Origin of the sequence: Achromobacter sp. UMC71 (assembly GCF_014170305.1) — a bacterium.
Classification (GTDB): domain Bacteria; phylum Pseudomonadota; class Gammaproteobacteria; order Burkholderiales; family Burkholderiaceae_B; genus Achromobacter.
The window spans coordinates 94,957-119,237 of record NZ_LZZT01000031.1 but is presented as its reverse complement, the minus strand read 5'-3'; the positions used below and the strand labels follow the sequence as shown (position 1 = coordinate 119,237).

The 24,281-nt window shown below is 66.1% G+C and carries 23 protein-coding genes; 9 read left to right on the top strand and 14 right to left on the bottom strand.

Features of this window, described 5'->3' with window-relative positions:
• Positions 1 to 18 precede the first annotated feature (18 nt).
• Positions 19 to 1,803 (bottom strand): hypothetical protein, encoded by a 1,785-nt coding sequence (locus tag A9974_RS14710; protein WP_183004908.1) that lies wholly within the window; start codon positions 1,801 to 1,803, stop codon positions 19 to 21.
• Positions 1,804 to 1,856: 53 nt separating this feature from the next.
• On the bottom strand, positions 1,857 to 2,897 hold the full coding sequence (locus A9974_RS14705) for a porin (protein ID WP_183004907.1): 1,041 nt from the start codon (positions 2,895 to 2,897) through the stop codon (positions 1,857 to 1,859).
• Positions 2,898 to 3,240: 343 nt separating this feature from the next.
• On the opposite strand from A9974_RS14705, the gene A9974_RS14700 reads away from it, so the two are divergent.
• Positions 3,241 to 4,287, top strand: a complete 1,047-nt coding sequence (locus A9974_RS14700; protein ID WP_183004906.1) for a LysR substrate-binding domain-containing protein — start codon at positions 3,241 to 3,243, stop codon at positions 4,285 to 4,287.
• Here A9974_RS14700 and A9974_RS14695 read toward each other — a convergent pair.
• The 6 genes from A9974_RS14695 to A9974_RS14670 form a co-directional block, all read right to left on the bottom strand.
• Positions 4,226 to 5,212: a tripartite tricarboxylate transporter substrate binding protein gene (locus A9974_RS14695; RefSeq protein WP_183004905.1), complete on the bottom strand. Its 987-nt coding sequence runs from the start codon at positions 5,210 to 5,212 to the stop codon at positions 4,226 to 4,228. The genes A9974_RS14700 and A9974_RS14695 overlap by 62 nt on opposite strands.
• Before the next feature lie 49 nt (positions 5,213 to 5,261).
• A complete protein-coding gene (locus A9974_RS14690) occupies positions 5,262 to 5,846 on the bottom strand; it encodes a malonic semialdehyde reductase (RefSeq protein ID WP_183004904.1) in 585 nt (194 codons plus the stop codon).
• Between the two features lie 28 nt (positions 5,847 to 5,874).
• The gene (locus tag A9974_RS14685) at positions 5,875 to 6,783 is read right to left on the bottom strand and encodes a dihydrodipicolinate synthase family protein (RefSeq protein WP_183004903.1); all 909 of its coding nucleotides are present in this window, start codon (positions 6,781 to 6,783) and stop codon (positions 5,875 to 5,877) included.
• Between the two features lie 10 nt (positions 6,784 to 6,793).
• Positions 6,794 to 7,765, bottom strand: coding sequence for an alpha/beta hydrolase (locus A9974_RS14680; protein ID WP_183004902.1), 972 nt, complete (start codon positions 7,763 to 7,765; stop codon positions 6,794 to 6,796).
• 13 nt (positions 7,766 to 7,778) lie between these two features.
• A complete protein-coding gene (locus A9974_RS14675; RefSeq protein WP_183005203.1) occupies positions 7,779 to 8,348 on the bottom strand; it encodes a VOC family protein in 570 nt (189 codons plus the stop codon).
• An 81-nt stretch (positions 8,349 to 8,429) separates the two neighbouring features.
• On the bottom strand, positions 8,430 to 9,356 hold the full coding sequence (locus tag A9974_RS14670) for a fumarylacetoacetate hydrolase family protein (RefSeq protein ID WP_183004901.1): 927 nt from the start codon (positions 9,354 to 9,356) through the stop codon (positions 8,430 to 8,432).
• 163 nt (positions 9,357 to 9,519) lie between these two features.
• Here A9974_RS14670 and A9974_RS14665 point away from each other — a divergent pair, with 163 nt between their 5' ends.
• Positions 9,520 to 10,491 (top strand): NAD(P)-dependent oxidoreductase, encoded by a 972-nt coding sequence (locus tag A9974_RS14665; protein ID WP_183004900.1) that lies wholly within the window; start codon positions 9,520 to 9,522, stop codon positions 10,489 to 10,491.
• Positions 10,492 to 10,546: 55 nt separating this feature from the next.
• Here A9974_RS14665 and A9974_RS14660 read toward each other — a convergent pair whose 3' ends face one another.
• Both A9974_RS14660 and A9974_RS14655 read right to left on the bottom strand, forming a co-directional pair.
• The gene (locus tag A9974_RS14660; protein ID WP_183004899.1) at positions 10,547 to 11,020 is read right to left on the bottom strand and encodes a VOC family protein; all 474 of its coding nucleotides are present in this window, start codon (positions 11,018 to 11,020) and stop codon (positions 10,547 to 10,549) included.
• 50 nt (positions 11,021 to 11,070) lie between these two features.
• A complete protein-coding gene (locus A9974_RS14655; RefSeq protein ID WP_183004898.1) occupies positions 11,071 to 12,135 on the bottom strand; it encodes a porin in 1,065 nt (354 codons plus the stop codon).
• Between the two features lie 423 nt (positions 12,136 to 12,558).
• Here A9974_RS14655 and A9974_RS14650 point away from each other — a divergent pair, with 423 nt between their 5' ends.
• The 3 genes from A9974_RS14650 to A9974_RS14640 all read left to right on the top strand — a co-directional run bounded on the left by A9974_RS14650 (position 12,559) and on the right by A9974_RS14640 (position 15,383).
• The gene (locus A9974_RS14650; protein WP_183004897.1) at positions 12,559 to 13,215 is read left to right on the top strand and encodes a GntR family transcriptional regulator; all 657 of its coding nucleotides are present in this window, start codon (positions 12,559 to 12,561) and stop codon (positions 13,213 to 13,215) included.
• Positions 13,216 to 13,301: 86 nt separating this feature from the next.
• Entirely contained in the window at positions 13,302 to 14,027 is a 726-nt protein-coding gene (locus A9974_RS14645) for a hypothetical protein (protein ID WP_220805952.1), read from the top strand.
• A 210-nt stretch (positions 14,028 to 14,237) separates the two neighbouring features.
• Positions 14,238 to 15,383: an alpha-hydroxy acid oxidase gene (locus A9974_RS14640; RefSeq protein ID WP_183004895.1), complete on the top strand. Its 1,146-nt coding sequence runs from the start codon at positions 14,238 to 14,240 to the stop codon at positions 15,381 to 15,383.
• On the opposite strand, the gene A9974_RS14635 is transcribed toward A9974_RS14640, so the two are convergent.
• On the bottom strand, positions 15,384 to 16,253 hold the full coding sequence (locus A9974_RS14635) for a LysR family transcriptional regulator (RefSeq protein ID WP_183004894.1): 870 nt from the start codon (positions 16,251 to 16,253) through the stop codon (positions 15,384 to 15,386). It lies immediately after the preceding gene.
• A gap of 111 nt (positions 16,254 to 16,364) precedes the next feature.
• Here A9974_RS14635 and A9974_RS14630 point away from each other — a divergent pair, with 111 nt between their 5' ends.
• The gene (locus A9974_RS14630; RefSeq protein ID WP_183004893.1) at positions 16,365 to 17,393 is read left to right on the top strand and encodes an NADP-dependent oxidoreductase; all 1,029 of its coding nucleotides are present in this window, start codon (positions 16,365 to 16,367) and stop codon (positions 17,391 to 17,393) included.
• A gap of 115 nt (positions 17,394 to 17,508) precedes the next feature.
• Complete coding sequence (gene fhuE, locus A9974_RS14625) at positions 17,509 to 19,704, top strand: ferric-rhodotorulic acid/ferric-coprogen receptor FhuE (RefSeq protein WP_183004892.1); 2,196 nt, start codon at positions 17,509 to 17,511, stop codon at positions 19,702 to 19,704.
• 3 nt (positions 19,705 to 19,707) lie between these two features.
• On the opposite strand, the gene A9974_RS14620 is transcribed toward fhuE, so the two are convergent.
• Positions 19,708 to 20,127 carry a hypothetical protein gene (locus A9974_RS14620; RefSeq protein ID WP_183004891.1) on the bottom strand — a complete coding sequence of 140 codons (420 nt, stop codon included), beginning with the start codon at positions 20,125 to 20,127 and terminating at the stop codon, positions 19,708 to 19,710.
• 99 nt (positions 20,128 to 20,226) lie between these two features.
• Here A9974_RS14620 and A9974_RS14615 point away from each other — a divergent pair, with 99 nt between their 5' ends.
• Positions 20,227 to 22,140 carry a radical SAM protein gene (locus tag A9974_RS14615; protein WP_183004890.1) on the top strand — a complete coding sequence of 638 codons (1,914 nt, stop codon included), beginning with the start codon at positions 20,227 to 20,229 and terminating at the stop codon, positions 22,138 to 22,140.
• Positions 22,141 to 22,169: 29 nt separating this feature from the next.
• Here A9974_RS14615 and A9974_RS14610 read toward each other — a convergent pair whose 3' ends face one another.
• Both A9974_RS14610 and A9974_RS14605 read right to left on the bottom strand, forming a co-directional pair.
• Positions 22,170 to 22,706: a YSC84-related protein gene (locus A9974_RS14610; RefSeq protein ID WP_370539639.1), complete on the bottom strand. Its 537-nt coding sequence runs from the start codon at positions 22,704 to 22,706 to the stop codon at positions 22,170 to 22,172.
• 160 nt (positions 22,707 to 22,866) lie between these two features.
• Positions 22,867 to 23,295, bottom strand: coding sequence for a VOC family protein (locus A9974_RS14605; protein ID WP_183005202.1), 429 nt, complete (start codon positions 23,293 to 23,295; stop codon positions 22,867 to 22,869).
• 238 nt (positions 23,296 to 23,533) lie between these two features.
• On the opposite strand from A9974_RS14605, the gene A9974_RS14600 reads away from it, so the two are divergent.
• On the top strand, positions 23,534 to 23,989 hold the full coding sequence (locus A9974_RS14600; RefSeq protein ID WP_255468174.1) for a hypothetical protein: 456 nt from the start codon (positions 23,534 to 23,536) through the stop codon (positions 23,987 to 23,989).
• Positions 23,990 to 24,281 lie beyond the last annotated feature (292 nt).

The following is a 24,281-nucleotide window of genomic DNA, read 5'->3' as shown; positions in this document are numbered from 1 at the left end:
GCGCGCCGCACCCGCGCCTTACCGCGCCGGCCAGGGCTTGTCGGCCATGCCCAGCTTGGGTTCGCCCAGCAGCGGCGTCGACAAGGCGTAGGCGCCGTTTTCCGTGAAGGCCCAGATAATGTTGCGATCGTATTCGGTGTAGATCGAGAACACCCCCTTGCCCAGCGTATAGACGGGCAGTTCGGACTCGTCGGCCAAGGCAGGGACGAAGTAGCCCGCGATGCTGGGCTTGGCGGGATCTTCCACGTTGAAGATCTGCACGCCCGCGTTGTAGAACGAGTAGGGCACGATGCCCTGGCGCCACTGGCCGGGCTGGCCGATGGCGTTGGCGCGCTTCGGTCCGAAGTTGCCGCCGCGCTGGCAGAAGCTCGTGAACGGCGCACCGGCCGGCACTTCCGGCTGTGGCATCTTGGCCGCGACCTTCAGGTGCGACGGATCGCGGGCGTCGATGACGAAGATGTCCTTGTAGGGCTCGTAGCAATCGCGGTTCATCGGATAGCCGTTGGCGAACACGTAGCCGGTGCGCGCGTACTGGCTGACGTCGGCATTGTCGAACTCGGTGCCGGCAAAGCTGGGCGCCGTGTTGACGCCGCTGAGCAGCTTGGGCTTGGCCGGGTCCGACAGGTCGAAGGCATACACGCCCAGGCCGCCCATGGCGCCGAAACCGACCTTGCCGCCGTTTTCCAGCGGCTGCGACAGGAAAATGGGATTGCGCGACCCCATCCACGACGTGCGGTTGCCGGCCCGCGGATTCATCAGGTAGGCCTCTTCATGGTCCTTGTCGCCCAGGATCTGGCCCGGCACCGCGATCTGCGAAACGAACTTCGGGTTAGCGGGGTCGGACATGTCCCAGACCTGGTAGCCAGGGGAATACAGGTAGTTCGGATACTCGGTCAGGCCGTAGCTGTCATCCGGGGCGGCGGACAGGATCATGTATTTGCCGCCGTAGTACTCGGGCGCATCCAACGAGCCGGACCCGCGTTGCTGGCCGACGGGCGCGTCCGGATGCTGGTAGTCCGTCGTGCGAGTGGCGATCAGGCGCCACTGGCTGGGCAGGGGGCCATCCATGACGAAGACCTTGAAGCCCTTGAGCGAGTTGTACTGGCGCTGGGCGGCCACCTTGTCGGGCTGTTCCAGCTTTTCGTTCATCAAGCCGTAGCGGCCGATCTCGAACGAGGCGACCAGCACCGGCTTGCCCAGCTTCTTGCTCCAGGCGATGGTGGCGCCGCCCAGGTAGTCCTGGACCGTATTGGGGTCGTATTTTTCGCTGGAACCCTTCGGGCCCCAGACGCCGCCCTTCGAGTAGACGACCTTGCCATGGGCGGGGTCGGTCACGTCGAGGATGCGCAGGTAGTCGCGGTCGTGCACGTACAGGTAGCGGCGGCCCTCGAAGTCGGCGATGTTGTTCCAGGCATGGAAAGGCGAGCCCACGCCGGGGTAGAAGGCCAGCACCTTGACGTTCTTGGCGTAGCTTTGCTTGTCCCACGTGGCCATCTCACCGGGGAATTTCTGGCCGGTGTGGACTTCAGGCGTGGCCTTGGGCCAGATGAACTGGCCGGTCGCCGGGTCCATGCCATAGTCCACGCCGGGTTTGAGCGGCACGGGCCGGCGGTCGGGCGTCAGGCGCAGCCATTGGGCCAGGTAGGGGTCCTGCACGCTGGGGGTGCCGGGTGTCTGGGCCGCGGCGGCCGGCTTGGCGGGCGCGGTCTGGGCGAACGCCGGCAGCGCGGCGCCGGCCAGCAACAGGGATGCGAAGGCGGGGCCGGCGATGCGGGCGGACCAGAGGTGGGGGTGACGGGACATGCAATCTCCTTGGGTACAGGGGGCTTGCCGGATGCGGCAATGGCGGCGGGCTGTCAGAAGGCGTGGCGGATGCCGACCTGGTATCCGGTCGGGTTCTGGCCGGCGTTGGGATAGTTCTGGAACGTCACCGGATACGGTACGGGCGCCGCCTGGCGGTGCTGGACGTGGGCGACGCTGGCGTACAGATCGGTGCGCTTGGACAAACCGTGGATCAAGCCCAGCACGAAGCCGTTGGCGCTGGACAGGCTCTTGCTTTCGTTGTCGTGGCGGTGGACCACGCTGGCATAGAGGCGGTTGCGGCCATCGATGTTCCAGCGCACGCCAAGCTGCGCGTCCCAGCCCTGGGCATTGAACGCCGTGTAGGGCGGGTACGCGTAGTAGCCGTTGTAGGTGTGGAAGATGAACGTCGGTTCTACCGAGCCGATGCGGTAGACAGCCGAGAAATAGTTGTCGCGCGAGGAATGCACCTCGGACGAGCGGAATATGTCGCGCGTGTATTGCTGTTCGCTGGCCAGACCCAGGAACAGCGGGCCTTCCCGGTATTCGAGCGCGGTGCTGATGAAGCGGCCCGCCTTCGAACTGCCGCCTTCGCCGTTGGTCATCATGAAGCGGCCCGTGACGCCGTGGAACGTCGGCGTCTTGTATTGGACCGCGCCGTCCACGCGATAGGACGCGTAGAAGAACTCCATGTTGTTGACCATGCTGAATTCGGCGGCCCAGCTCGGGTCGGCATAACCGGCGATCCAGTACGACGGGGTGAACTGCCGGCCCAGCGTCAGCTCGCCCCAGTTGCCCTTGAGCCCCACGAACGACTGGCGATACTGCGCGGCCTGCTGGCCGTTGTTGGCCGAGAACATGGGCTCGATCGTGAAAATCGCCTTGTTGCCGTCGCCCAGTTCCTCGACGCCGCTCAGGTTGAAGCGGGAGTTGTTCAGGCCGCCGCTGGACATGCGCGTGGTGGAGCCGGGGCCCGACTGCTGCAGGTGCTTGATGTTCATGTCGATGTAGCCGGACAGCCAGACGCGGGTCTGGGCGTGCGCCCCGGAACACGCGAACAGCGCCGCCACGGCCGCCACTGCCGAAAGTCTCTTCATTGGGCTTGCCCTCCTCGGTGAGCGTCCTGCCCGCCAGGCGGGTCAGGTTCTCGGTCAACGTTGCTTTTTTGTGTATACATTAATGATTAAAAGTATACGAACGAGAAGGGTGGGTTTATTCGACAGTCTGCTTATAGCGACCGGCGATTTGGTTATAGCGGGCAGGGTCGCGCGTCGCGGCAAACGGCAGCGGCTTGCCCGTCGTATTCAGCGGATTTAAAGCTGTATACATAAGGGCCTTCCTGAATATGCAGAAGCTGGCGCATGCACCAGAATCGCGGCAGGTGGCGCCCGGCCAGCCAGGCCGGACGTCCTTCATCGCATCCGGACAGAGGAACCAGACATGCATGCCGCGCAAGCGCTTCCCTTGAGCGATCTGTCGCTGATCCGCCGCTTGAAGCTGAACCAGCTGATGATCTTCGGGCGGGTGCTCGAGGCCGGCTCCGTGATCGGCGCGGCCCATGAATTGCGGCTGTCGCAGCCGGCGGTGACCAAGGTCATCCAGGAACTCGAGGCCTGTTTCGACGGCCCGTTGTTCGAACGTTCCAACCGGGGCGTGGCGCCGACTGAACTGGGGGCGTTGCTGGGCCGCCGGGTCAAGCTGCTGATGGCCGAGTTGCGGGGCATGACCGACGAACTGAACGATTTCCGCCTGGGGGCGAGCGGGCACGTGACCATCGGCACGCTGATCTCGGCGTCGGCGCGTCTGCTGCCCAATGCGATCGCGCGGTTGAAAGCGCGCATGCCCGGGGTGCTGGTCACCGTGCGCGAAGGCGCCACTGCGCACCTGTTTCCCGCGCTGGCCGCAGGCGAGCTGGATATCGTCGTCGGCCGCCTGCCCGAACCGGAGCTGCCGCTGGCCAACGCGCACGCGCTGCGCCACCACGCCCTGTTCGACGAAGCGCTGTGCGTGGTGGTGGGCAAGGGCTACGGGTCGGCGGCGGACCGGGTCACCCATCTGGCGCAGCTGACCCGGTCGCCATGGATCCTGCCCACGCCGGACTCGCCGGCGCGGCTGGCGGCCGAGCACCTGTTCCGCGCTGCCGGCCTGCCGCTGCCGACGGACATCATCGAATCGTTGTCGATCCTGACCAACATCGGCCTGCTGCTGCATACCCCGCACGTGGCGTTGATGCCGCGCGCCGCGGCGCGGCAGTTCTCGGACGCGGGTTTGCTGCGGATCCTGAATCTGCCGGAAACGGGCGCGTTCGGCACCGTCGGTTTTTCGGTGCGCTTGCACCGCGAGCCCAGCGCCGCGTGCCAGACCTTCATCGACTGCCTGCGCGAAGTCGCCGGGCCGCACGAGGGCGGCCCGGCGGATGCGCGCGTCACTGCGGCTCGATGCCCGCCGCTTCGATCACCGGTTGCCACAGGCCCTGTTCCGTCTTGATGCGGGCGGCGAAGGCGTCGCGCAGTTCGCCGTAGGGTGTGATGCCGGCTTCTTCCAGGCGGGCGCGGAACGCCGGGTCGGCGACGATGCGGCGGCCTTCGTCGGCCAGCCGGGTCAGCACCGGCTCGGGCATGCCCGCGGGGCCAACCAGGCCGTTCCAGGTTTCCACCGTGTGGCCCGGATACGTTTCGGCGATGGCGGGCAGGTCCGGCAATTGCGGCAGCCGCTTGGCGCTGGACACCGCCAGCAGCGACAGCTTGCCGGTATTGGCGTGCGGCAGCACTTCGGACACGCTGGCGCTGTACAGGTCGATCTGTCCGGCCAGTACGTCCGCCAGCGCTTGCGCGCCGCCGCGGTACGGCACCATCGTCGCCTGCACGCCGGCGCGGCTCAGGAACAGCAGCGCCGACAGATGCGTCAACCCGCCGGTCCCGGCGTGGCCCACGTTCAGGGCGCCGGGGTTGGCGCGGCCGTAGCTCACCAGATCCGCCAGCGTCTTGAAGCCGTGGCGGGCGCTGGCCGCCAGCACGAACGGATTGCCGCCCACGTTGATGATGGGCGTGAAATCGCGGATGGGGTCGTAGCGGATCTTGTTGGTCATGGGCGCTGTCACGATCTGCGTCATGGTCGACATGAACAGGGTCTGCCCATCGGCCTTGGCGCGGGCCACATATTCGGCCGCGATCAGGCCGCCCGCGCCGCCGCGGTTGTCGACGATGAACGGCTTGCCCACGCGCTGGCCCAGCCTCTCGGCCATCATGCGCGCGATCAGATCGGTATTGCCGCCCGGCGAGAACGGCACCACGATCGTGACGGGGCGGTTCGGCCAGGGTTCCTCGGCCCGCGCGGCGAACGGGGCGCCGGCCAGCAGGGTGATCGCGCCCAGGCTGAAGCGCCGCCTGCCAGGGTTGATGATGCTTGTCATGATGTCTCCTCTGTCTTTTTTATGTATCCGCCCGGCGTTGCCGGGTCGGTTATGCGATACGGCAGGCCTGCGCGAAGTCCAGGCGCGGCAGGCGCGGGAAGAGCCGGTCCGGATCCCCCTTGCCCAGGTTGCACAGGAAGTTCACTCGCCAGGTGCTGTCGGCGAAGAACTCCCGGTTCACCGCGCCGGCGTCAAAGCCGGACAGCGGCCCGCAGTCCATTCCCAAGGCGCGCGCGGCCAGGATCAGGTAGCCGCCCTGCAGGGAGCTGTTGCGCAGCGCGGTTTCCTGCGCCAGCGCCGGGTCCGCGGCAAACGCGTCGTACTGCGACGGCCGGTGCGGAAACAGCGTCGTGCCCAACTGGTGAAAGGCGCTGTCGTACGCCACGATGGCCGTCACCGGCGCGCCTTGCACCTTGGTCACGTTGGCGGGCGCCAGCGCCGGCAGCAGGCGCGCTTTGGCCTGCGGCGTCTTGACGAATACGAGCCGCATGGGACTGGTGTTGGCGCTGGTGGGGCCGTGGCGCACCAGCTCGTACAGCGCTTCGAGTTCGGCGTCGTCGATCTCGCCGGGCAGCCAGCCGTTGTGGCTGCGGGCTTGCAGGAACAGCTGGTCCAGCGTGCAGGAAGGGTTCATGCGGCGTCTCCTGGGCGGGTGGTTGGCGTCATGGCCGCGGCGCCGACAGCGCCGGCAGCGCGGCGCGCATGCGGCCCTCGACCAGCGCCGCCGTGTCCGCATCCAGCGGTACCAGCGGCGGACGCAGGTGGCGCCAGCCGTCGTCGCCCGTCAGCAGCGACAGGGTGTGCTTGACGGCGGCCACCATGGGGAACTGCTCGGCGGTCTTGCGCGCCGCCGTGATGCTGTCACCCAGACGCGCGGCTTGTGCGGGCGAGCCATAGGCCAGCGCGATGTCGCGCGCATTGATATTGTTGGTGGCCGAAATGCAGCCCGCCGCGCCCAGTTCCAGGCTGCGCAGCATCAGCACTTCAGAGGCGGGAAAGATCGACAGCTGCGGGAACCGCGCCAGCATGGCGGTCAGGTTGTCCCAATCGCCCGAACTGTCTTTCACGCCGACGATGTGCTGCGGGTACGCCGCCGCCAGCCGCTCGATCAGCGACAGCGTGATGGGCACGCCGGACACCGCGGGGATGTGATACAGCACGATACGCAAGGCAGGGTTGTCGACCCGTTCGATCAGTTGACGGTAGTAGGCGAACACGCCGTCTTCGTGGGCGTTCTTGAAGAAGTAGGGCGGCAGCACCAGCGTGCCGGCGCAGCCTTGTTCCAGCGCGTGACGGGTCAGGGCGACGGCGTCGTCTACGGCGCAGCAGCCCGTGCCCACCAGGATGCGTTCGGGCGGAATGCCGGCGTCGATCACGGCCTCGACCAGCGTCATGCGCTCGTCGAAGGTTTCCGAGCAAGCCTCGCTATTGGTGCCGGAAATCGCCAGGCCGGCGCCGTCGGAAACGAGCCGTTGGCAGTGCGCGACGAACGCCGGCACGTTCAGGGAGGAATCCGCGCGAAACGGACTGACCACGGGCGCGAACACGCCGCGCAGCGAAGGATGTGACATGGAAGGTTCCTCAGGACGAGCGTCCCGGCGCGAAGGCAGCGGGCGGGGAAGGGGGCAGGGCGGCCGTGTGGGCCGCAACGAAATCCAGCAGCGTCGCGTCGAAGCCGCCGTCGGCGCAGCCCAGGTGCGCGACGATGGACGTGTGGTTGTGCTTGGGCACCTGGACGAAGCGCGGCATCCGGCCCGCGGCGGTCACGCGCGCCGCGTACTGCAAGGCGTACAGATCCAGATAGGGGTTTTCGTGTTCGGCCACGGCGATCATCAGCGGCACGGCCATGGCGCCGGCGTGCGCCATCGGCGCATGGCGGCGCTGCTGCGCCGGATCCGCGCCGTAGTAGGCCACCACGCCCGCGGCATTGGGGTTGCCGGGCAGCGTATCGGCGTCCAGCCGGGCGCTGATCAGCACCGCGGCCGCCACGCCGTCGGCCTGGCCCTGGAAACGCGGATCGGTCAGATAGGTGGCGACGTGGCTGCCGCCCGCGGAATGGCCGATCAGCACGATGCGCCGCGGGTCGCCGCCCCAGGCAGCGGCGTGCCGGCGCAGCCAGTCCACCGCCGCCGCCACGTCTTCGGCGCCGGCGGGATAGGGCGCCTGCGGTGCCAGGCGGTATTCGAGGTTCACGCCGATGCAGCCGGCGCGCGCAAACCGCTTGGGCACGTTGGCGTAGATGTGCGGCGTGGCGTCCTTGCTGCCGCGCAGGAAAGCGCCGCCATGCACGAAGACCACGATGGGCCGCGCGGCGCCGTCGCCGGGCGGCAGGTACAGGTCAAGCTGCTGACGCGGGTCGTCGCCATAGGCTTGCGCGGGCACGGCGCGCAGACCATGCGCGGGCAGGGCGTCATGGACGGCGTCGTAGATCTCGCAGACCTGGCGCCGGTTGCCCTGGATATCGCCGGCCCAGTCCGGGCCCAGCGCCAGCATGGCGGCGCGCTGCGCGGGATCCAGCTCCGGAAACGGCGTCAGAAGGGAAAGGGGAGTCATTGTGCGCCTTGGGTCATTCCGGCTTGTCTTTCTTGCCGGGCGCGGGCCGGCCTTCCTTGGCCGCTAGGATGGCCGGGGACGGCTGCACCACGAAATGCGCCAGGCGGTGCCGGTCGAACGATTCCAAATCGCGGGCCCAGATCTGCGGTTCGTGCTTGGCGTCGGCGGCGATCTGTTCCATGTCGGTGTAGATCTCGACGTTGTTGCCGTCCGGGTCCTTGAACACCAGGAACCAGTTGCTGCCTGGCCCATGCTGGCCGATGCCGCGCTCGATCTGCACGCCCTGCGCGCGCGCTACGTCGACGGCGCGCTTCATTTCTTCCACCGATTCCACGTAATACGAGAAATGCTCCAGCCCGGGCCGCGTATAGCGCGGCAGGTCGTCGCGGTCGGGCGCGTCGGCCGGCAGGCGCGACAGGGCCAGATCGTGGTGGTCTTCGCCGGCGCGCAGGAAGACCATCTGGTCGGCGATGCGGTCCGATACTTTCAGGCCCATCACCTCGGTATAGAAGCGCGTCGACGCTTCCAGGTCACGCACCATCAGGACCAGGTGCCCGAGCTTGCGGGTCCGGATCGGCGGGATGCGTTGTGTTTCTGCGGCATTCACGGTTGTCTCCTCGCGGGGCTGTCCGCCCCGTCGTTATCAGGGTTGCGCGGTGGGGGCCTATCGGCCTTCCAGGGCGACCGGGTTTTCGATGGCGCCTATGCCTTCGACCCAGGCCAGCATCGTATCGCCAGGCTTGAGATACACGCCACGGCCCATGCCCACGCCGTCGGGCGTGCCGGTGGCGATCAGGTCGCCGGGCTGCAGCGTCAGGATGCGCGACAGGTAGGCGATCTGTTCGGCCACCGAGAAAATCATCTGCGAGGTGTTGCCATCCTGCATCGGCTCGCCATTGACGCTGAGCGTCATGCGCAGGTTCTGCGGATCGGCGATGCAGCCCGCAGGCACCAGCCACGGCCCCATCGGCCCGAAGGTGTCAAAGCTTTTGCCGCGGAACCAGTCGTGCTTGAAGGGGTAGTCGGTGCGGCGGTTCAGGTCGCGGGCGCTGATGTCGTTGAACACCGTGTAGCCGGCGATGACCGACAGCGCGTCTTCCACGGACACGTGGCGGCAGGTCTTGCCGATGACCACGCCCAGCTCGACTTCCCAATCCAGCTTTTCGGTTTCCGCAGGCATCAGCACTGTTGCCTTGGTGGGGATGGCGCTGGTCTGCGCCTTCATGAAGACGTAGGGCTGGCTTTCGGCGCGCGCCGCCAGTTCGGTACCCATTTCGTCGGCGTGCTCGTAGAAGTTCGACGCGACCCCGAAGATGCGGCGCGGCCGATAGGGAATGGCGTAGGCCGCCCCCTCGATGGCAGCCAGACGGCCTTGCGCGGCCAGGCCGGGCGCCTGTTCGGCCAGCGAGGCCAATTGCGGGTTGGCCAGGTCCCAGGCATCCAGCATCGCGCCCACGCTGGCGGCGCCGGCTGGCTGTTCCGCCTGGCAGGCGCGAGCCAGTTGCGCCAGGTCATACAGCGTGTTGTCGACCACCAGGCCGGGCTGCTCGGCGCCATTCAGTTCATAAGTTGCTAGACCGTGCCAGATCACGGGGATCTCCTTGTTGTTATGACGATGGAATTGCGAGGCTTCGGAAGATGTGTTTAGTTTCTTCGTTATGAATACTTTAATGGTTAAGTGTATACACGTAAAGAGGTTTGTGATAATTTTTGCCTCCCTGGTTTCACCCCCCTTGAGGAGGCAAAGCGCCGCCATGAACGGAACACCAAAAGAGAACGACACCCAGCAAGGCCGCGCGGGCGTGCCGCTGGTATTGACCCGCGTGCCGCTGGACGCGGACTGGCTGGCCCTCATGGCGCCTTGCTATCAGGTGATGCCCTGGGCGCAGGCCGACGCCGCCGCCCGTGACCGCGCCCGGGCAGTGGTCACCAACGGCTCCACGGGACTGAGCGCGGACGAGTTTGCGACGCTGCCCGCCCTGGAGTTGGTCGCCAGCTTCGGCGCCGGTTTTGAAAAGATCGATCTGCGCGTGGCGCAGGCGCGGCAGGTACGCGTCTGTCATGCGCCGGATGCCAACGGCCAGGTGGTGGCCGACCATGCATTGACCCTCATGCTGGCGCTGGCGCGCGGCATACCCGAGCTGGACCGCGGCGTGAAGGCCGGCGGCTGGGAGGCCCTGCGCGCGGCGCGGCCCGGCCTGCGCGGCAAGACACTGGGCATCGTCGGCCTGGGCAATATCGGCCACCGGCTCGCCAAGCTGGGCGCGGCCGTGGGCATGCAGGTGGCTTACTTGCAGCACGAAGGCACGCAGGGCGGCGAGTACGCCCCGTACGGCGACGCGGTGTCGCTGGCGGCCGCCTCCGATGTGCTGGCCTTGACGTGCCCAGGCGGGCCGCAGACGCATCATCTGGTGAATGCGCGCGTGCTCCAGGCGCTGGGACCGGCGGGGTTTCTCGTCAATGTGTCGCGCGGCACGGTGGTGGACACCGGCGCGCTGATCGAGGCGCTGACGCATGGCGTCATCGCCGGCGCTGCGCTGGATGTGCTGGAAACCGAACCGCTCGTGCCCGACGCGCTGCGCACGATGGATCAGGTCATCCTGACGCCGCACCTGGCCGGCCGCTCGCCCGAAACGCGCATTGCACAGCACGAGGCGCTGGCGCATAACCTGAACGGGTGGTTCGCGCAGGGCGCGCCAGCCCATCCCGTCCGTTTGCCGGCCTGATACCCGGCGGCAGGCCGGCGATGCCCCGCCGGGACATCGCCGCGCGGAGCCGGCCTCAGAGACCGCCGCGATCGGCCTTCAAGTCGGGATTGCGCAGGGCCGGGCCGGCCTCGCTGTCGCTGCCGCTGCGCGATGCGCCGCCCCAGCCGTGGTCGGTCAGGTCGATGATGATGCCGTTCGGGTCGCGGTACTTCACCTCATAGAAGATGTTGCCTTTCACCGGCACCTCTCCCATGTAGTAATTGCCGCCAGCGGCCTCGACCGTCTTGCGGGCCTGCACGATGTCTTCGACCCAGACGCCGATATGGTGCAGGCCGACGAAATCCTTGCCGCGGTCTTCGCCCGCCGCATGGTCGCTCTTGTAGTTCAGCAGCGCGATGCTGATGGTGCCGTCCGTCAGATAGACGCCGCGCGCAAGCGACGAATCCGTTTCGCCAACCTTGCGAAAGCCGAAGGCGTTCTGATAGAACTCCGCGGCCGCCCAAGGGTCGGGCACGGACAGGGCGATGTGGCGCAGTTTGTTGCTCATGGAGATGCTCCTGGTTGGAACCGGGTGGATGAAAGCGGTGGCGGGCGGCATCAGAACTTGTGCGTGATGCCCACCCCGAAGGCGGTCGCGGCATCGCCCGCCGTCAGTTGCGGCAGGGGATTGCCGGACAGGTTGTAGCGAGAGGTCTCGCCATTGACGAGCCGCGTGAACGACGTCCAGACCTCGGTGCGCTTGGACAGCGTGTAGCCGTAGCCCAGCGAAATCTGCCAGGCGCTGGAACCCGAGCCGGGCACGCCGATGCCGCCCACCGCCTTGGTCGTGTCGCCGTGCGCGTCGGCGCCATAGGTGTACGAGGCGCGCAGCTGATGCGGACCGAAGCTGTGGGTGGCGGCCAATTGCCAGGCATCCCGGTACACCGACTGGCCCGGTGTGGGCTGGTAGCGCAGGCGCTCGTAGGCGCCGCGCAACTTGGTGCCGCCAAACGTGTAGGTCACGGCCAGGCGGTCGGCATGGTCTGCCGATCCGTCGTAGAAATAGTCGCGGTGGTACTCGTGGCCCCAGGCCACGAACCAGTCGCCGCTGGCGTAGCTGGCCAGCCCGGACCACGCCATGGGATTGCCCGTGGGCATGCGTTCGGGCAGGGTCACGCCCATCTTCAGGCTGAAGCCGCGCCAGTTCGGCGTGGTGTATTGGAAAAGGTTCTTCTGGCGCCGGTCGAACGAGTGGGGCGCCATGCCATTGCCGGCCGTCGTGAAGCCGTTGCCCATGATCGAGTTCGACGCGAACACGCCCGCCGTGAATGGATCCACCGTATAGACCGACGCGAAACGCAACGGCATTTCCCATTGCCCCATCAGGAATTCGCCCCAGGGGCCACGCAGCCCCAGCCCCGAATTGCGGTCGGAGATTTCGGACGTGCCGCCGCCTGTCATGCGCAGATTGGTCTCGATCTGGAAGAACGTTTCCAGATCGCTGTTGATGCGCTCTTGTCCGCGAAACCCCAGCACCGACAGGTCGTTCGCCAACCGCGTGAGGGTTTCACTGCGGCCATTGCCCGACAGCCTGACCGTTTCCACGTCTTCCTTGATGAAGCCGTAGATCTGGACGCTGCTGCCCGACTGGGCCAGCGCCGGTCCGGCGGTGGCCGCCAGCATTGCCGCTACCACGACTTGTTTTTGCGCGGTCTGCCGACGCCTTGCTTGGCGTGGCCGGCGGGTCCTTGCGCACTGCTTTGAAGTGGGTGTCATGCCGTTGTCTCCCCTTGCCCTTTTGAAGTACATGATTTTTTCGAAGTGTACATTGATAGTTAAATGTATACATCAACGATTTAAAGAATTCCCTTTGGGGAGAACCCGGACGTTGGTTGGGCAGGAGAGGTTCGGCCGAAGTGCTTTGGCGAAGGACTGGCATGGCATGCCGGCGCCGGCTGTGGCATCACGCCATGGCGGTTGGATGTGTACAAAATAAGAGATATGAGCGCAGATGATTCGGACGGAACATCTTTCGTCCCTATTTCGTTCAAAAAATGGGGGCGTGTATAATTTTTTGCACTTTCGCCACGGATCCGAAGGACTTCAGTGCCTACCATCGCCGCCCAAATCAGCCAACAGCTCGCCGAAGACATCATCTCCGGCGTCCTGCCGCCCGGCGAGAAACTCGAAGAGCCCGCCCTGGCGCAACGATTCCAGGTGTCGCGTACTCCGGTGCGCGAAGCGCTGCGCCTGCTGGATGCGCGTGGCCTGATCGAACTGGTGCCGCGGCGCGGGGGCGTGGTCATCAACACCAGTCCCGAGCAATTGGTCGACATGCTCGAAGCCTTGTGCGAGCTGGAATCGCTCTGCTGCCGCATCGCGACGCAACGCATGAGCGCCATGCAGCGCCGCCAACTTGAGCTCCTGCACGAAGAGGCCGAATCGGTGGCCGACAAGCGCGATGCCGACGCCTATCTCGAGCTGAACTCGCGCTTTCATCAACTGATCTGCCAGGGCACGCAGAACGCCACGCTGGTGGCCGCCGTGGAAAGCCTGCGTGAACGGCTCGCGCCGTTCCGCGCGGCCCAGTCCGGCGTCGAGCGCCGCTTCGAGGTATCGCACCGCGAGCACCAGAAGATCGTCGAGGCCATCCTGGCCGGCCAGCCCGAACAGGCCTACCTGGCCATGCGCAGCCACACCACGCGTCTGACGCTGAATGTGATGGAACTGATCCAGGCGCAGCGCGCCGGCAAGGCAAGCTAGTGCGCTCTGCCGCGGCGCAAGTCCCCGCGCAGCCACAGGCTCCCGCCGGCCTTGAAGGCTTCTGGTTCGAGGCTGCCGAACCCTCCTTGGGTCTGGAACGATCCGGCAATACGGTCAGGCTGACGCAAGCCGTGCCGCCCTGGATCGTCGTCGATCAATCCATTGCCACCATCACGATCGGCAGTCATTGGCCCGGCCAGTTGTGGCGCGTGCGGGTCACGCAGCTGGGCGACATGTCGGGCCTGGTGGCGCAACCCGGATATTGGCGCGCCGCCGCCATTGAACTGCGCGAGGCCCTGCCGCTGTCGGCCCTGTTCGGCCCGGATGGCGCCGCGGTCGCCGGCCTGCTGGCGCAGATCGGCAATCTGTCGCGCGCCCAGGCCGCGCAGCTGGCCGCGGGTCTGCCGCCGCAGGCATGGCAGGCCTACGGCCGTGCATGGATGCGCTGGTCCGAAGACCGCGACGCGCTGGCGCCGCCCGTAACGGACACCGCGCAAGCCGAGTCCCTGCAAGCCTGGCGCGGCGTGCTCGCCGCAACGCGTCGCGGCGACAAGGCGCGGTCGCCTGTTCATTCCGGCTTGCTCCTGATCCACACCCTGCTGCGCCAGCGCGCCCAGGCCGTGGATGGCGACGACGCCTTCGTGCTGATCGAAGACGACGGTGAAACCGAGCAATGGCTGGCGCCGCTGTGGCGCGATGCCGCGGATGCCTTGCTGTACGCGGCCATGGCGTTGGGCGGCAAGCGATGGGTAGCGCCAGCGGATGCCGCCGAGTTGACGCGCGCCTGGCGCGGCGTGTTCGGCGAATCGTAGGCCGGGCGTCTTGTCCAGAGGCTGATCTGGCCCGCTTGCCATGCCGAATGCGCAAGCGGCGGGTATCTAAAATTTCGTGATGCCCTAGCGGAAATTTCGTGGCGCACAGCCCCCGGTTGGCGCGGGCTTTGGCGATATCATGGCGGCGCCATCGCGGCCGCACGCCTTGCGGTGCGATGAACTTTCCGCTGCGTTGATCAAGGTCTTCCGATGCGTCTGAATCAGTGCCAGAACTTCCACGACTTTCGCCGCATGGCCCGCCAGCGGCTGCCCGGCCCGATCTTCAACTACATCGACGGCGCCGCCGACGATGAGACCACCTACCGCCGCAACACCGGCGCTTTCGAAGCCTGCGACCTCGTGCCCGACGTGCTGCGCGGCGTGGCCCAGGTGGACACGTCCGTCACCGTGATGGGCCAGAAGCTGGCGCTGCCGGTCTATTGCTCGCCCACCGCCTTGCAACGGTTGTTCCATCACGACGGCGAACGCGCCGTGGCCGCCGCCGCCGGCAAGTTCGGCACCATGTTCGGCGTGTCGTCGCTGGGCACCGTCAGCCTGGAAGAGGCCCGCCAGATCAGCGGCGGCCCCCAGGTCTACCAGTTCTATTTCCACAAGGATCGCGGCCTGAACCGCGAGATGATGGCCCGCGCCAAGGCCGCCGGGGTCCAGGTCATGATGTTGACCGTGGACAGCATCACCGGCGGCAACCGCGAACGCGATAAGCGCACCGGTTTCGCCATTCCGTTTCGCCTGAACCTGGCCGGCATCGCCCAATTCGCCGCCAAGCCGGCCTGGGCCATCAATTACCTCACTCACGAACGCTTCCGGCTGCCGCAGCTGGACACCCACGTCGACATGGGCGGCGGCGCCATGTCCATCAGCCGCTACTTCACCGACATGCTGGATCCGGCCATGAACTGGGACGACGTCGCCGCGATGGTGGCAGAGTGGGGCGGCCAGTTCTGCCTGAAAGGCATCATGTCGGTCGAAGACGCCAAGCGCGCTGTCGGCATCGGCTGCACCGGCATCGTGCTGTCCAACCATGGCGGACGCCAACTGGACGGCTCGCGCAGCGCCTTCGACCAGCTCGCCGAAATCGTCGACGCGGTCGGTGACCGCATTGACGTCATGATGGATGGCGGCGTGCAGCGCGGCACACACGTGCTCAAGGCCCTGGCGCTGGGCGCCAAGGCCGTGGGGCTGGGCAGGTACTACCTGTTCCCCCTGGCCGCCGCGGGACGGCCCGGGGTCGAAAGGGCGCTGGACCAGATGCGCATCGAAATCGAACGGGCAATGAAGCTGATGGGCTGCAAGTCCGTGGCGGAACTGCAGCGGCGGCATCTTCGGTTCCGGTAATCAACGCCATCCCTGCAGGCTTTCACGCAGCAACGACACCGCGGCGCGGCCGCTGGTGTTCAGCCGCTTTGACGCATACATTCCGAATCGCGCGCTCAGGCTCGCCGGGCCGTCGGGGCCGTCGGGGCCGATCGAAATGATGCGCATGGTGTCGGGCCGCACGCATTCGCTGCTCAACACCGCGACGCCCAGGCCGTTTTCGACGGCGGCGATCGTGGCGCCCACATTGTGGCTGGTCAGGGACACGCGAAAGTCGCGTCCCGCCGCGGTCAACGAGTCAAACACCAGGCGGCGCCACGAGCAGGGCTCGGCGTACACGATCACGTCCAGCGGCGCGTCGGGATCGGGCGTGTCGTCGATGGCGCAGACCCAGTGCAGATCCACCGTCCAGGTCTGGATGGGCTCGTCCAGAAACGCGGCGCAAACGCCGATCGCCACGTCCAGCGTGCCTTCTTGCCAGCGGGCGGCCAGTCTTTCGCCGTCGTCCACCACGACCTCCAGATGCAGCTGGGGACAGGACCGCCGCAAGCGGCCCAACGCGGCGGGCAAGGCCGCCACGGCCACGTCTTCCGACAGGCCGATGCGCACGCTGCCCGCGACCGCGCGCTCGCGCAGCCGGGCCGCCGCCGCCTCGCCCAGCGCCAGGATGCGGTTGGCGTAGCTCAGCAGTAGTTCGCCTTCCGTCGTGGGGGCCATGCCGCGGCCGGTCCGGTGCAGCAGGCGCTTGCCCACCATCTCTTCCAGCCGGCGGATCTGCGTGCTGAGCGCCGATTGGGCCCGCCCGGCCTGATCCGCAGCGCGGCTCAGGCTGCCATGGCGGCAAACCGCCACAAACGTGCGCAGCAACGCGGGGTCAAAGTCGCCTGACATTATCAACCTGTTAAGTCTGGATTATCAGGTATCAGTCTACCTTTATCTCTGACGGATCCCTAGGATCGAGGTGTCGCAAATTCGCTGACCTTACCCACGGAGATTCTTCCCATGTCTGCCCCCCAAAACCTGCGTGTCGTCCTAGCCTCCCGTCCCGTCGGCCGGCCCACGCCCAGCAATTTCCGTTTCGAACATGCGCCCATTCCCGAACCCGCCGACGGCCAGGTGCTGTTGCAAGTCCAGTACCTGTCGCTGGATCCCTACATGCGCTGGCGTATCAGCGCGGCCAAGTCCTATGCGCCGCCCATCGAGATCGGCGAAGTGATCGTGGGCGGCACGGTCGCCCGGGTGCAGGCGTCCCGCCACCCCGGCTGGGCCGAAGGCGACCTCGTCCTGTCCGCGTCGGGGTGGCAGCACTATGCGCTGTCGGATGGCAGTGACCTGCGCCGGCTGGACCCGGCCATCGCCGCGCCGTCCACCGCGCTGGGCGTGCTGGGCATGCCGGGCTTTACCGCCTACGCGGGCCTGCGCAACATCGGCCAACCCAAGCCGGGTGAAACCGTGGTGGTCGCGGCCGCCAGCGGCGCGGTCGGCTCGGTCGTAGGCCAGATCGCCCGTATCCAGGGCGCGCGCGCCGTGGGCATTGCCGGCGGCCCCGAGAAGTGCGCCTTCGTCAAGAATGAACTGGGTTTTGACGCCGTCGTCGACCATCAGGCGCCCGATTTCGCGCAGCAACTGGCGCGGGCTTGCCCCGACGGCATCGACGTGTATTTCGAGAACGTCAGCGGCCACGTGTGGGACGCGGTGCTGCCGCTGCTGAACAACTTTGCGCGCGTGCCGGTGTGCGGGTTGATCGCCAATTACAACGATGACCCGGCGGTCAGGAGCGGCCCGGATCGTTTGCCGGCCACGATGCGCGAGATCCTGGCCAAGAGCATCACGCTGCGCGGTTTCATCCAGCATGAGTTCGTCGATGCGCAGCAGGAGGAATTCCTGCGCCAGGCGGCGCAGTGGATCAAAGCGGGCACGCTGCGCTGGCGCGAGGACGTTGTGGACGGGCTTGAGCAGGCGCCGCAAGCGTTCATCGGCCTGCTGGAAGGCAGGAACTTCGGCAAGGTGGTGGTTCGGCTAGGCGAGTGAATGAATAGGGCCGCATGTCGCGCAACATTGCAATCAATTTATAAATATATATGAGAAGCGTTTGCAATTACAATTCCTTGCGATTTGTTGTTCAATCCCGTGCAAGGAAACCACCATGCAAGACCCGCGGCCCGTCGGCCCCATCCTCTCCGTTCGTCCCCGCGCCGCCTTGCGGCGCACCACCAGCCTGGTGCTGATGGCGCTGGCCAGCAGCGCCGCGCTGGCCCAGCAGGACGGCGTCGCCACGCTGCCCGCCGTGCAGGTGGAAGGACAGGGCGACCTCACCACCACGGAAGGGACCGGCGCCTACACGCCGCGCGCCACCGCGGCCAGTACCGGCCTGCCCATGACCTTGCGCGAAACCCCGCAATCGGTCACCGTGGTCACGCGCCAGCGCATCGAAGACGAGAACATGCGGTCGCTGGCCGACATCATGGCCAGTACGCCCGGCATCTCGGTGCAGAACTACGACAGCGAGCGGTATTCGTTCAACTCGCGCGGCTTCGCCATCAGCAACTACATGTATGACGGCATCCCCACGTATTTCGACATGGGCTACGCGGGCGGCGAGTCGTCGCAGGACCCGATCATCTATGACCGCGTCGAAGTCGTGCGCGGCGCCACGGGCTTGTTGACCGGCGCGGGCAACCCGTCGGCGTCCGTCAACCTGGTGCGCAAGCACGCCACCAGCCGCGAATTCACGGCCGACATGAGCGTCAGCGCCGGCAGCTGGGACACCTACCGCGCCACCGTCGACCTGTCGTCGCCGCTCAACGCCAGCGGCAGCGTGCGCGGCCGCATCGTGTCGGCCTACCAGGACAACCATTCCTTCCTGGACAACTACCAGAATCGCAAGAAAGTCTTCTACGGCGTGATCGATGCCGACCTGACGTCGCGCACCACGTTAAGCGTCGGTTTCAACTACCAGGACAACCAGCCCACAGGCAGCAGCTGGGGCGGCTTTCCGCTGTGGTACGCCGACGGCGGCCGCACGGACTGGAAGCGTTCGTTGAACACCGGCGCGGACTGGTCCTCGTGGGCCAGCACCGCGCAGGGCGCCTTCGCCAGTCTGGAACACCGCTTCGACAATGACTGGCGCATCCAGACCACGGCGTCCTATTCCAAGAACGAAATGGACGGCAAGCTGCTGTACCTGTACGGGCTGCCCGACCGCAACACCGGCTCGGGCGTGAACGGATCGCCGGCCTGGTACTACGGCGACCGCCAGCAGAACAGCCTGGACGTGAAGGCCTCGGGCCCCTTCAAACTGCTTGGCCGCACCCATGAAGCGGTGTTCGGCGCCAGCTTCAACCGTCAATATGCCGACTTCCGCGGCCGCTTCCCGGTGGGCGCCGCCGCGCCGGTCGGCAATTTCTACGATTGGGACGGCTCGTATCCCGAACCGCAGTGGGGCGACTCGTCCATCGCCAGCCGCTATACCACCAAGCAGACCGGCTGGTACAGCGCGCTGCGCTTCAGCCTGGCGGACCCTCTGAAACTGATCGTCGGCGGGCGCTACAGCACCTGGAAAACGGACTCGGTGGGCTTTGGCGGCGGCAACAAACAGGCCTTCGACAAAGAAGCCTTCACGCCCTACGCCGGGGTGCTGTACGACATCAACGAGAACTACACCGCCTACGTCAGCTACACCGGCATCTTCAACCCGCAAAGCTTCCAGGACCGCAACGGCAGTTGGCTGGATCCGCTGGAAGGCAAGGCGTACGAAGCCGGCGTCAAGGGCGAATTCCTGGAAGGCCGCCTGAACGCGTCCGCCGCCGTGTTCCAGATGAACCAGGACAACGTCGCGCAGGTCGATCCGGGCCAATTCGTGCCCGGCACCATCAACCAGGCCTATCGCGCCGGCCAGGGCACCCGCAGCCGCGGTTTTGACCTGGAAATGTCTGGCGAAGTGACGCCGGGTTGGAACATTGCGGCCGGCTATTCACACTGGACCGCCCGCGACGGTGACGGCAACGGTATCCAGACCGACCAGCCGCGCAGCCTGGTGCGCCTGTTCACCACCTATCAGCTGCCCGGCAACTGGAACCGCCTGACCGTGGGGGGCGGCGTCAACTGGCAGAGCAGCGTGTATACCCTGGCCAGCGGCCCCAATGGCCAAGAGCGTGTCAGCCAGGGCAGCTACGCCCTGACCAACCTGATGGCGCGCTACAAGTTCGACCGCAGCCTGTCGGCGCAGTTGAACATCAACAACCTGTTCGACCGCAAGTACTACTCGCAGGTGGGGTTCTACAACCAGGGCGCGTGGGGCGCGGGGCGCAGCGCGACCTTGACGGTGCGGTATCAGTATTGAGGCTTATTCTTCGGCCCGCCATGATTTGCGCCGCCGCGCCCGCGGTTTGGGCACCACGCCCATCCGCGGATCCCGCGCCAGCGCAAGCGCGACCAGATGCGCGGCCCAGGTCTCAAATTGTTCGTCCGTTTGCGGCAAGTACAGCCACTTGCCCAACTGTGGATGCGGCACCAGGGCGGGAATCTCGTCGATCAGCGCTGCCTGGCGATCGTGCGAGGTGCACACCATGACCCCATTCCAGGGCTCGTCCCGGTCGGCCACGACCAGAAAAAGGGACCCATCCAGATACGCCGCGTCGCAGCCGAACATCTTGCGGTGCGTGAAATTCGCGTCCCGTTCCAGGGGCTCGATGATCCACAGCAGCGAATTCTGGCGTACAGGGCGCTTTTGGGGCGGGGCGAACGGGTCGGGGGCGTGGCGCATCGGACAAGTGTAGCCAATCGGACCGGCGCGGCGGGCAGGGCGCCGCACTGCCTATAATCCTCCCTGATCCCCGCTTTGACGGCAGCCTTGCCGTGCCTCATGTCCCCTTTGCCTTTACGCGTCCTGTCGGTCATTCCGCCGATGACGCAGCTCAACACTCCATACCCGTCCACGGCCTACCTGACCGGCTTTCTGCGTTCGCGCGAGGTTCCGGCGGTGCAAGAGGACCTCGCGCTGGCCCTGGTGCTGCGCCTGTTGTCCGCTGACGGCCTGCGCGCCGTCGCAGCCCAGATCGATGCGCTGCCCCTGGACAAGCACACCCCGCCCATCCAGGCCTTCATCGCCATGCAGCCGCGCTACCTGGCCACCATCGGCCCGGTCATCGCCTTCCTGCAAGGCCGGGATTCCACGCTGGCGCACCGCATCGCCGGTCGCAATTTCCTGCCCGAAGGGCCGCGTTTTGCCACGTTGGACGTGTACATGGACGAGGACGGTGGCGACCCGCTGGGCTGGGCCTTCGGCGCGCTGGGTCTGCAAGACCGTGCCAAACACCTGGCCACCCTGTACCTGAACGACCTGGCCGACGTGCTGCGCGATGGCATCGATTCGCGCTTTGAATTCGTGCGTTATGCCGAATCGCTGGCCGGCAGCCAGCCCACCTTCGACCCCTTGGCCGAAGCCCTGGCGGCGCCGCTGAACCTGGTCGACGACACGCTGCGCGACCTGACTCACGAAGCCTTGGAACGCCACCAGCCCACCATGGTGTTGCTGTCCGTGCCGTTCCCCGGCGCCGTCTACGCCGCCTTCCGCATCGCCCAGGCCATCAAAGCCCAGGACCCCAGCATCGTCACCGTGCTGGGCGGCGGCTTCGTCAACACCGAACTGCGCGAACTGAAAGACCCGCGCGTCTTCGACTACTTCGACTATGTCTGCCTGGACGCCGGCGAACGTCCCTTGCTGGCCCTGCTGGAACACGTGCAAGGCAAGCGCTCGCGCTCGCGTCTGGTCCGCACCTTCGTGCGCGACGCCGAATCCGGCGCGGTCCGCTACATCAACATGGTCGAGCCCGATGTGGCCTTCGCCGAAGTCGGCACCCCCACCTGGGATGGCCTGCCGCTGGATCGCTACCTGTCGCTGCTGGACATGCTGAACCCCATGCACCGCCTGTGGAGCGACGGCCGCTGGAACAAGCTCACCGTGGCGCACGGCTGCTACTGGAAGAAATGCAGCTTCTGCGACGTCAGCCTGGATTACATCGGCCGCTACGAAGGGGCGTCTGCCACCGTGCTGGCCGACCGCATCGAAGCCATCGTTCGCGAAACCGGCCAGACCGGCTTTCACTTCGTCGACGAGGCCGCGCCGCCCAAATCACTGAAGGCCCTGGCCACCGAACTGATCGAGCGCAACGCCGGCATCTCGTGGTGGGGCAATATCCGTTTTGAAAAGACCTTCAGCCCCGAACTATGCGAACTGCTGGCCGACAGCGGCTGCATCGCCGTGTCCGGCGGGCTGGAGGTCGCGTCCGACCGCCTGCTGAACCTGATGAAAAAAGGCGTGTCGGTCGATCAGGTCGCTCGCGTCACCCGCGCCTTCACCGACGCCGGCATCCTGGTGCACGCCTACCTGATGTACGGCTTTCCCACGCAAACGGTGCAGGACACCGTCGATGCCTTGGAATACGTGCGCCAGCTGTTCGAGAACGACTGCATCCAAAGCGGGTTTTTCCACCGCTTTGCCTGTACGGTGCATTCCCCGGTGGGCAAGAACCCCGAGGAATACGGCGTTACGTTGCAGCCGCTGCCCGAGGTCACGTTTGCCAAGAACGACATCGGCTTTCATGACCCGACCGGCGTCGATCACGACGCGCTCGGCCGGGCCTTGAAAAAGGCGATCTACAACTACATGCACGGCATCGGGCTGGACGAAGACGTGCGGACGTGGTTCCCGTTCAAGGTGCCCAAGACGACCGTGGCGAAGAACCGCATCAGCCGCGCGTTGAGCCAGCGGGGGTAGGGCGAGTCTCGACAACCCGCCCGAGGGGGCTACAGCAGCAACGGCGAAATCTTGCTGCCGTCCACCGACACCCCGGCGACCAGGCCGCCGTTGTTCAACACAAAGCCGACGATGGGCTGCTGGACGGTGTAGGAATCAATATTGCCGTTCACCCCCAGATTCGCCACGGCCACCGTCGCGTCGGCGCCCACCGTCCAGCCGCTGCTGTTGCGGAACTTGGCCAGGGCATCGTCCGTCATGAACATGACCACCATGGCCTTGGACTGCGCGCCGATCTGCAGGCCAATGGACCCGCCCGTGATGCTGTAGTACCCGGTGTCCTGGCCATTGACCCGCAGAACGCCCGACCCATGCTGGGCGCCCACGATGAAGCTGGCGCTCAACACGGCTGGAAACACCAACACCCCGCGCGCTTGCGCCACCAGCTGCTTGGATTGAGGCGCGGCCTCGTACAGCTTGGACAAGGTCGCCGTGGCGGCGGCATTCAATTCCTGGCGCTTGTCGGCGGCCGAGGCCGTCGATTGCGGTCCGGTGGTGGTGCAGCCGGTGAACAGGGCGCTCGCCATGCCCAGCGTCAACGCGGTCAAGGCGATGCGGCGCGATTTCGACGAGAGATCAAGCATGGCGGTTCCTTTGGGTCGGTAAGACCGTTGACGACTCTGCGAGCAGGTGCTCTGGGGCAGCATACTCCGGCTTTGAGGCGGATAGCGTTGATCGGCGCCGGTCTCAATAGCGGATATGCACCGCGGCCGCGCTGCGCTCGGACTCGCCGTGGAACACCGCTTCGATATTGTTGTCGTCCGGGTCCAGTACAAACGCCGCGTAATAGCCCGGATGGTAGTGGCGTTCGCCCGGCGGGCCATTATCCCGGCCGCCCTGCGCCATCGCCGCCTGGTAGAACGCGTCCACCATCGCCCGGTCCCGCGCCTGGAACGCCAGATGAATGCGGCCGGTCAGGTGGCCTGTCACCTCGTTGCTATCCGCCGTCGAGATAAACAGCTCGTCCGCCCAGAGATTGCGCTCGTCCGAGCCGCCGATGGGGATACTCAACGCGTTGAAAACGGCCGTATAAAAAGCCTTGCTCGCCGTAAAATCCCGCACGACCAAGCCGATGTGGTCGATCAGGCGGCCACGATAACGTTCCCGGTTCAGCATGCAACAGTCCTGGTCAGTGGGTTGAGGAATGCGCGGATGGGTCTGGCTGCCGCCTGTGCCGGCTGGCGTCCCGATCTGCGCCGATGCCGCTGGGGCTGGAAGCCGGCGGCCCGGCGCGGTGGAAATTGTAGAGCCAGGGCAGGTGTTTAGAACATATTTGGTTAAAACATCGCGGAACGTCTCGGTAGCGCCCCACGGTATCATTTCCAGCAGTTTCCAGGCCGACGGATGCACGGCCATGCGTTCGATCAGAACCAAGCGCCGCGCCAAGAAAACGGCCCAACAGACAAAAGAGATAAAAGGATCACCGGTGAAAAAAAGCCTCCCGCTCTTGCTAGGCATGTCCGTCCTGTTGACCGCGTGCGGCCCCGACAAGATCGTCGTCGATCTGCCGTCGCCCGGCGGTAAATATCACGTCCAAGTCCGCAAATGCCCGCAACCCGGGTCGCTGACCTGGACGGAGAAGACACAGGTTTCGATTTTGGAACGCGGCGTGTCGGAAGCCTGCCAATCCGCCGTCAAATCCCTGGCGCAATTTGATGCGCCTACGCCAGAAGATCAACTGCAACTGGAATGGCTGTCGGATACCGAGCTGCGCGCCTGGCATCCGTCATTCAATCCGGAATACGGACCGCAGTCCGCGAATTTCAAGCCGGGCTCGCCGATCAAGGTGGTTTACGCGCCGAAGAAATAGGGCGGGGGCGGCTGGATAGGCATTCGTCCGTCGGCCAATCAAGGGCAATGGCGATAGCAACGGCAATCGCAAGCAGCGCGAAGCCGGCGGCGGACGGTGGGGCTTGACCCGGCGCGGCACTCGGCCCATGCCGGAACTTTCCATTTTCAACGCCCGATCCGACCGACTCGACATGGCTCGCACCTTCCAGGCCGCGCGGTTCGACCAAGCTGTCGTTGTCTTAGTCGTGCATGGCGCTGCATGGCGTCTGCCGTTGACGGCTGATGTGGCCGCATGATCCCGCGCGGAGAAA

Excerpts from the sequence above, each read along its gene's own strand:
- A9974_RS14710 (WP_183004908.1), bottom strand. The coding sequence starts at position 1,803 with ATGTCCCGTCACCCCCACCTCTGGTCCGCCCGCATCGCCGGCCCCGCC.
- A9974_RS14705 (WP_183004907.1), bottom strand. The coding sequence starts at position 2,897 with ATGAAGAGACTTTCGGCAGTGGCGGCCGTGGCGGCGCTGTTCGCGTGT.
- A9974_RS14700 (WP_183004906.1), top strand. The coding sequence starts at position 3,241 with ATGCATGCCGCGCAAGCGCTTCCCTTGAGCGATCTGTCGCTGATCCGC.
- A9974_RS14695 (WP_183004905.1), bottom strand. The coding sequence starts at position 5,212 with ATGACAAGCATCATCAACCCTGGCAGGCGGCGCTTCAGCCTGGGCGCG.
- A9974_RS14690 (WP_183004904.1), bottom strand. The coding sequence starts at position 5,846 with ATGAACCCTTCCTGCACGCTGGACCAGCTGTTCCTGCAAGCCCGCAGC.
- A9974_RS14685 (WP_183004903.1), bottom strand. The coding sequence starts at position 6,783 with ATGTCACATCCTTCGCTGCGCGGCGTGTTCGCGCCCGTGGTCAGTCCG.
- A9974_RS14680 (WP_183004902.1), bottom strand. The coding sequence starts at position 7,765 with ATGACTCCCCTTTCCCTTCTGACGCCGTTTCCGGAGCTGGATCCCGCG.
- A9974_RS14665 (WP_183004900.1), top strand. The coding sequence starts at position 9,520 with ATGAACGGAACACCAAAAGAGAACGACACCCAGCAAGGCCGCGCGGGC.
- A9974_RS14660 (WP_183004899.1), bottom strand. The coding sequence starts at position 11,020 with ATGAGCAACAAACTGCGCCACATCGCCCTGTCCGTGCCCGACCCTTGG.
- A9974_RS14655 (WP_183004898.1), bottom strand. The coding sequence starts at position 12,135 with ATGCTGGCGGCCACCGCCGGACCGGCGCTGGCCCAGTCGGGCAGCAGC.
- A9974_RS14640 (WP_183004895.1), top strand. The coding sequence starts at position 14,238 with ATGCGTCTGAATCAGTGCCAGAACTTCCACGACTTTCGCCGCATGGCC.
- A9974_RS14635 (WP_183004894.1), bottom strand. The coding sequence starts at position 16,253 with ATGTCAGGCGACTTTGACCCCGCGTTGCTGCGCACGTTTGTGGCGGTT.
- A9974_RS14630 (WP_183004893.1), top strand. The coding sequence starts at position 16,365 with ATGTCTGCCCCCCAAAACCTGCGTGTCGTCCTAGCCTCCCGTCCCGTC.
- fhuE (WP_183004892.1), top strand. The coding sequence starts at position 17,509 with ATGCAAGACCCGCGGCCCGTCGGCCCCATCCTCTCCGTTCGTCCCCGC.
- A9974_RS14620 (WP_183004891.1), bottom strand. The coding sequence starts at position 20,127 with ATGCGCCACGCCCCCGACCCGTTCGCCCCGCCCCAAAAGCGCCCTGTA.
- A9974_RS14615 (WP_183004890.1), top strand. The coding sequence starts at position 20,227 with ATGTCCCCTTTGCCTTTACGCGTCCTGTCGGTCATTCCGCCGATGACG.
- A9974_RS14610 (WP_370539639.1), bottom strand. The coding sequence starts at position 22,706 with ATGGCGAGCGCCCTGTTCACCGGCTGCACCACCACCGGACCGCAATCG.
- A9974_RS14605 (WP_183005202.1), bottom strand. The coding sequence starts at position 23,295 with ATGCTGAACCGGGAACGTTATCGTGGCCGCCTGATCGACCACATCGGC.
- A9974_RS14600 (WP_255468174.1), top strand. The coding sequence starts at position 23,534 with ATGCGTTCGATCAGAACCAAGCGCCGCGCCAAGAAAACGGCCCAACAG.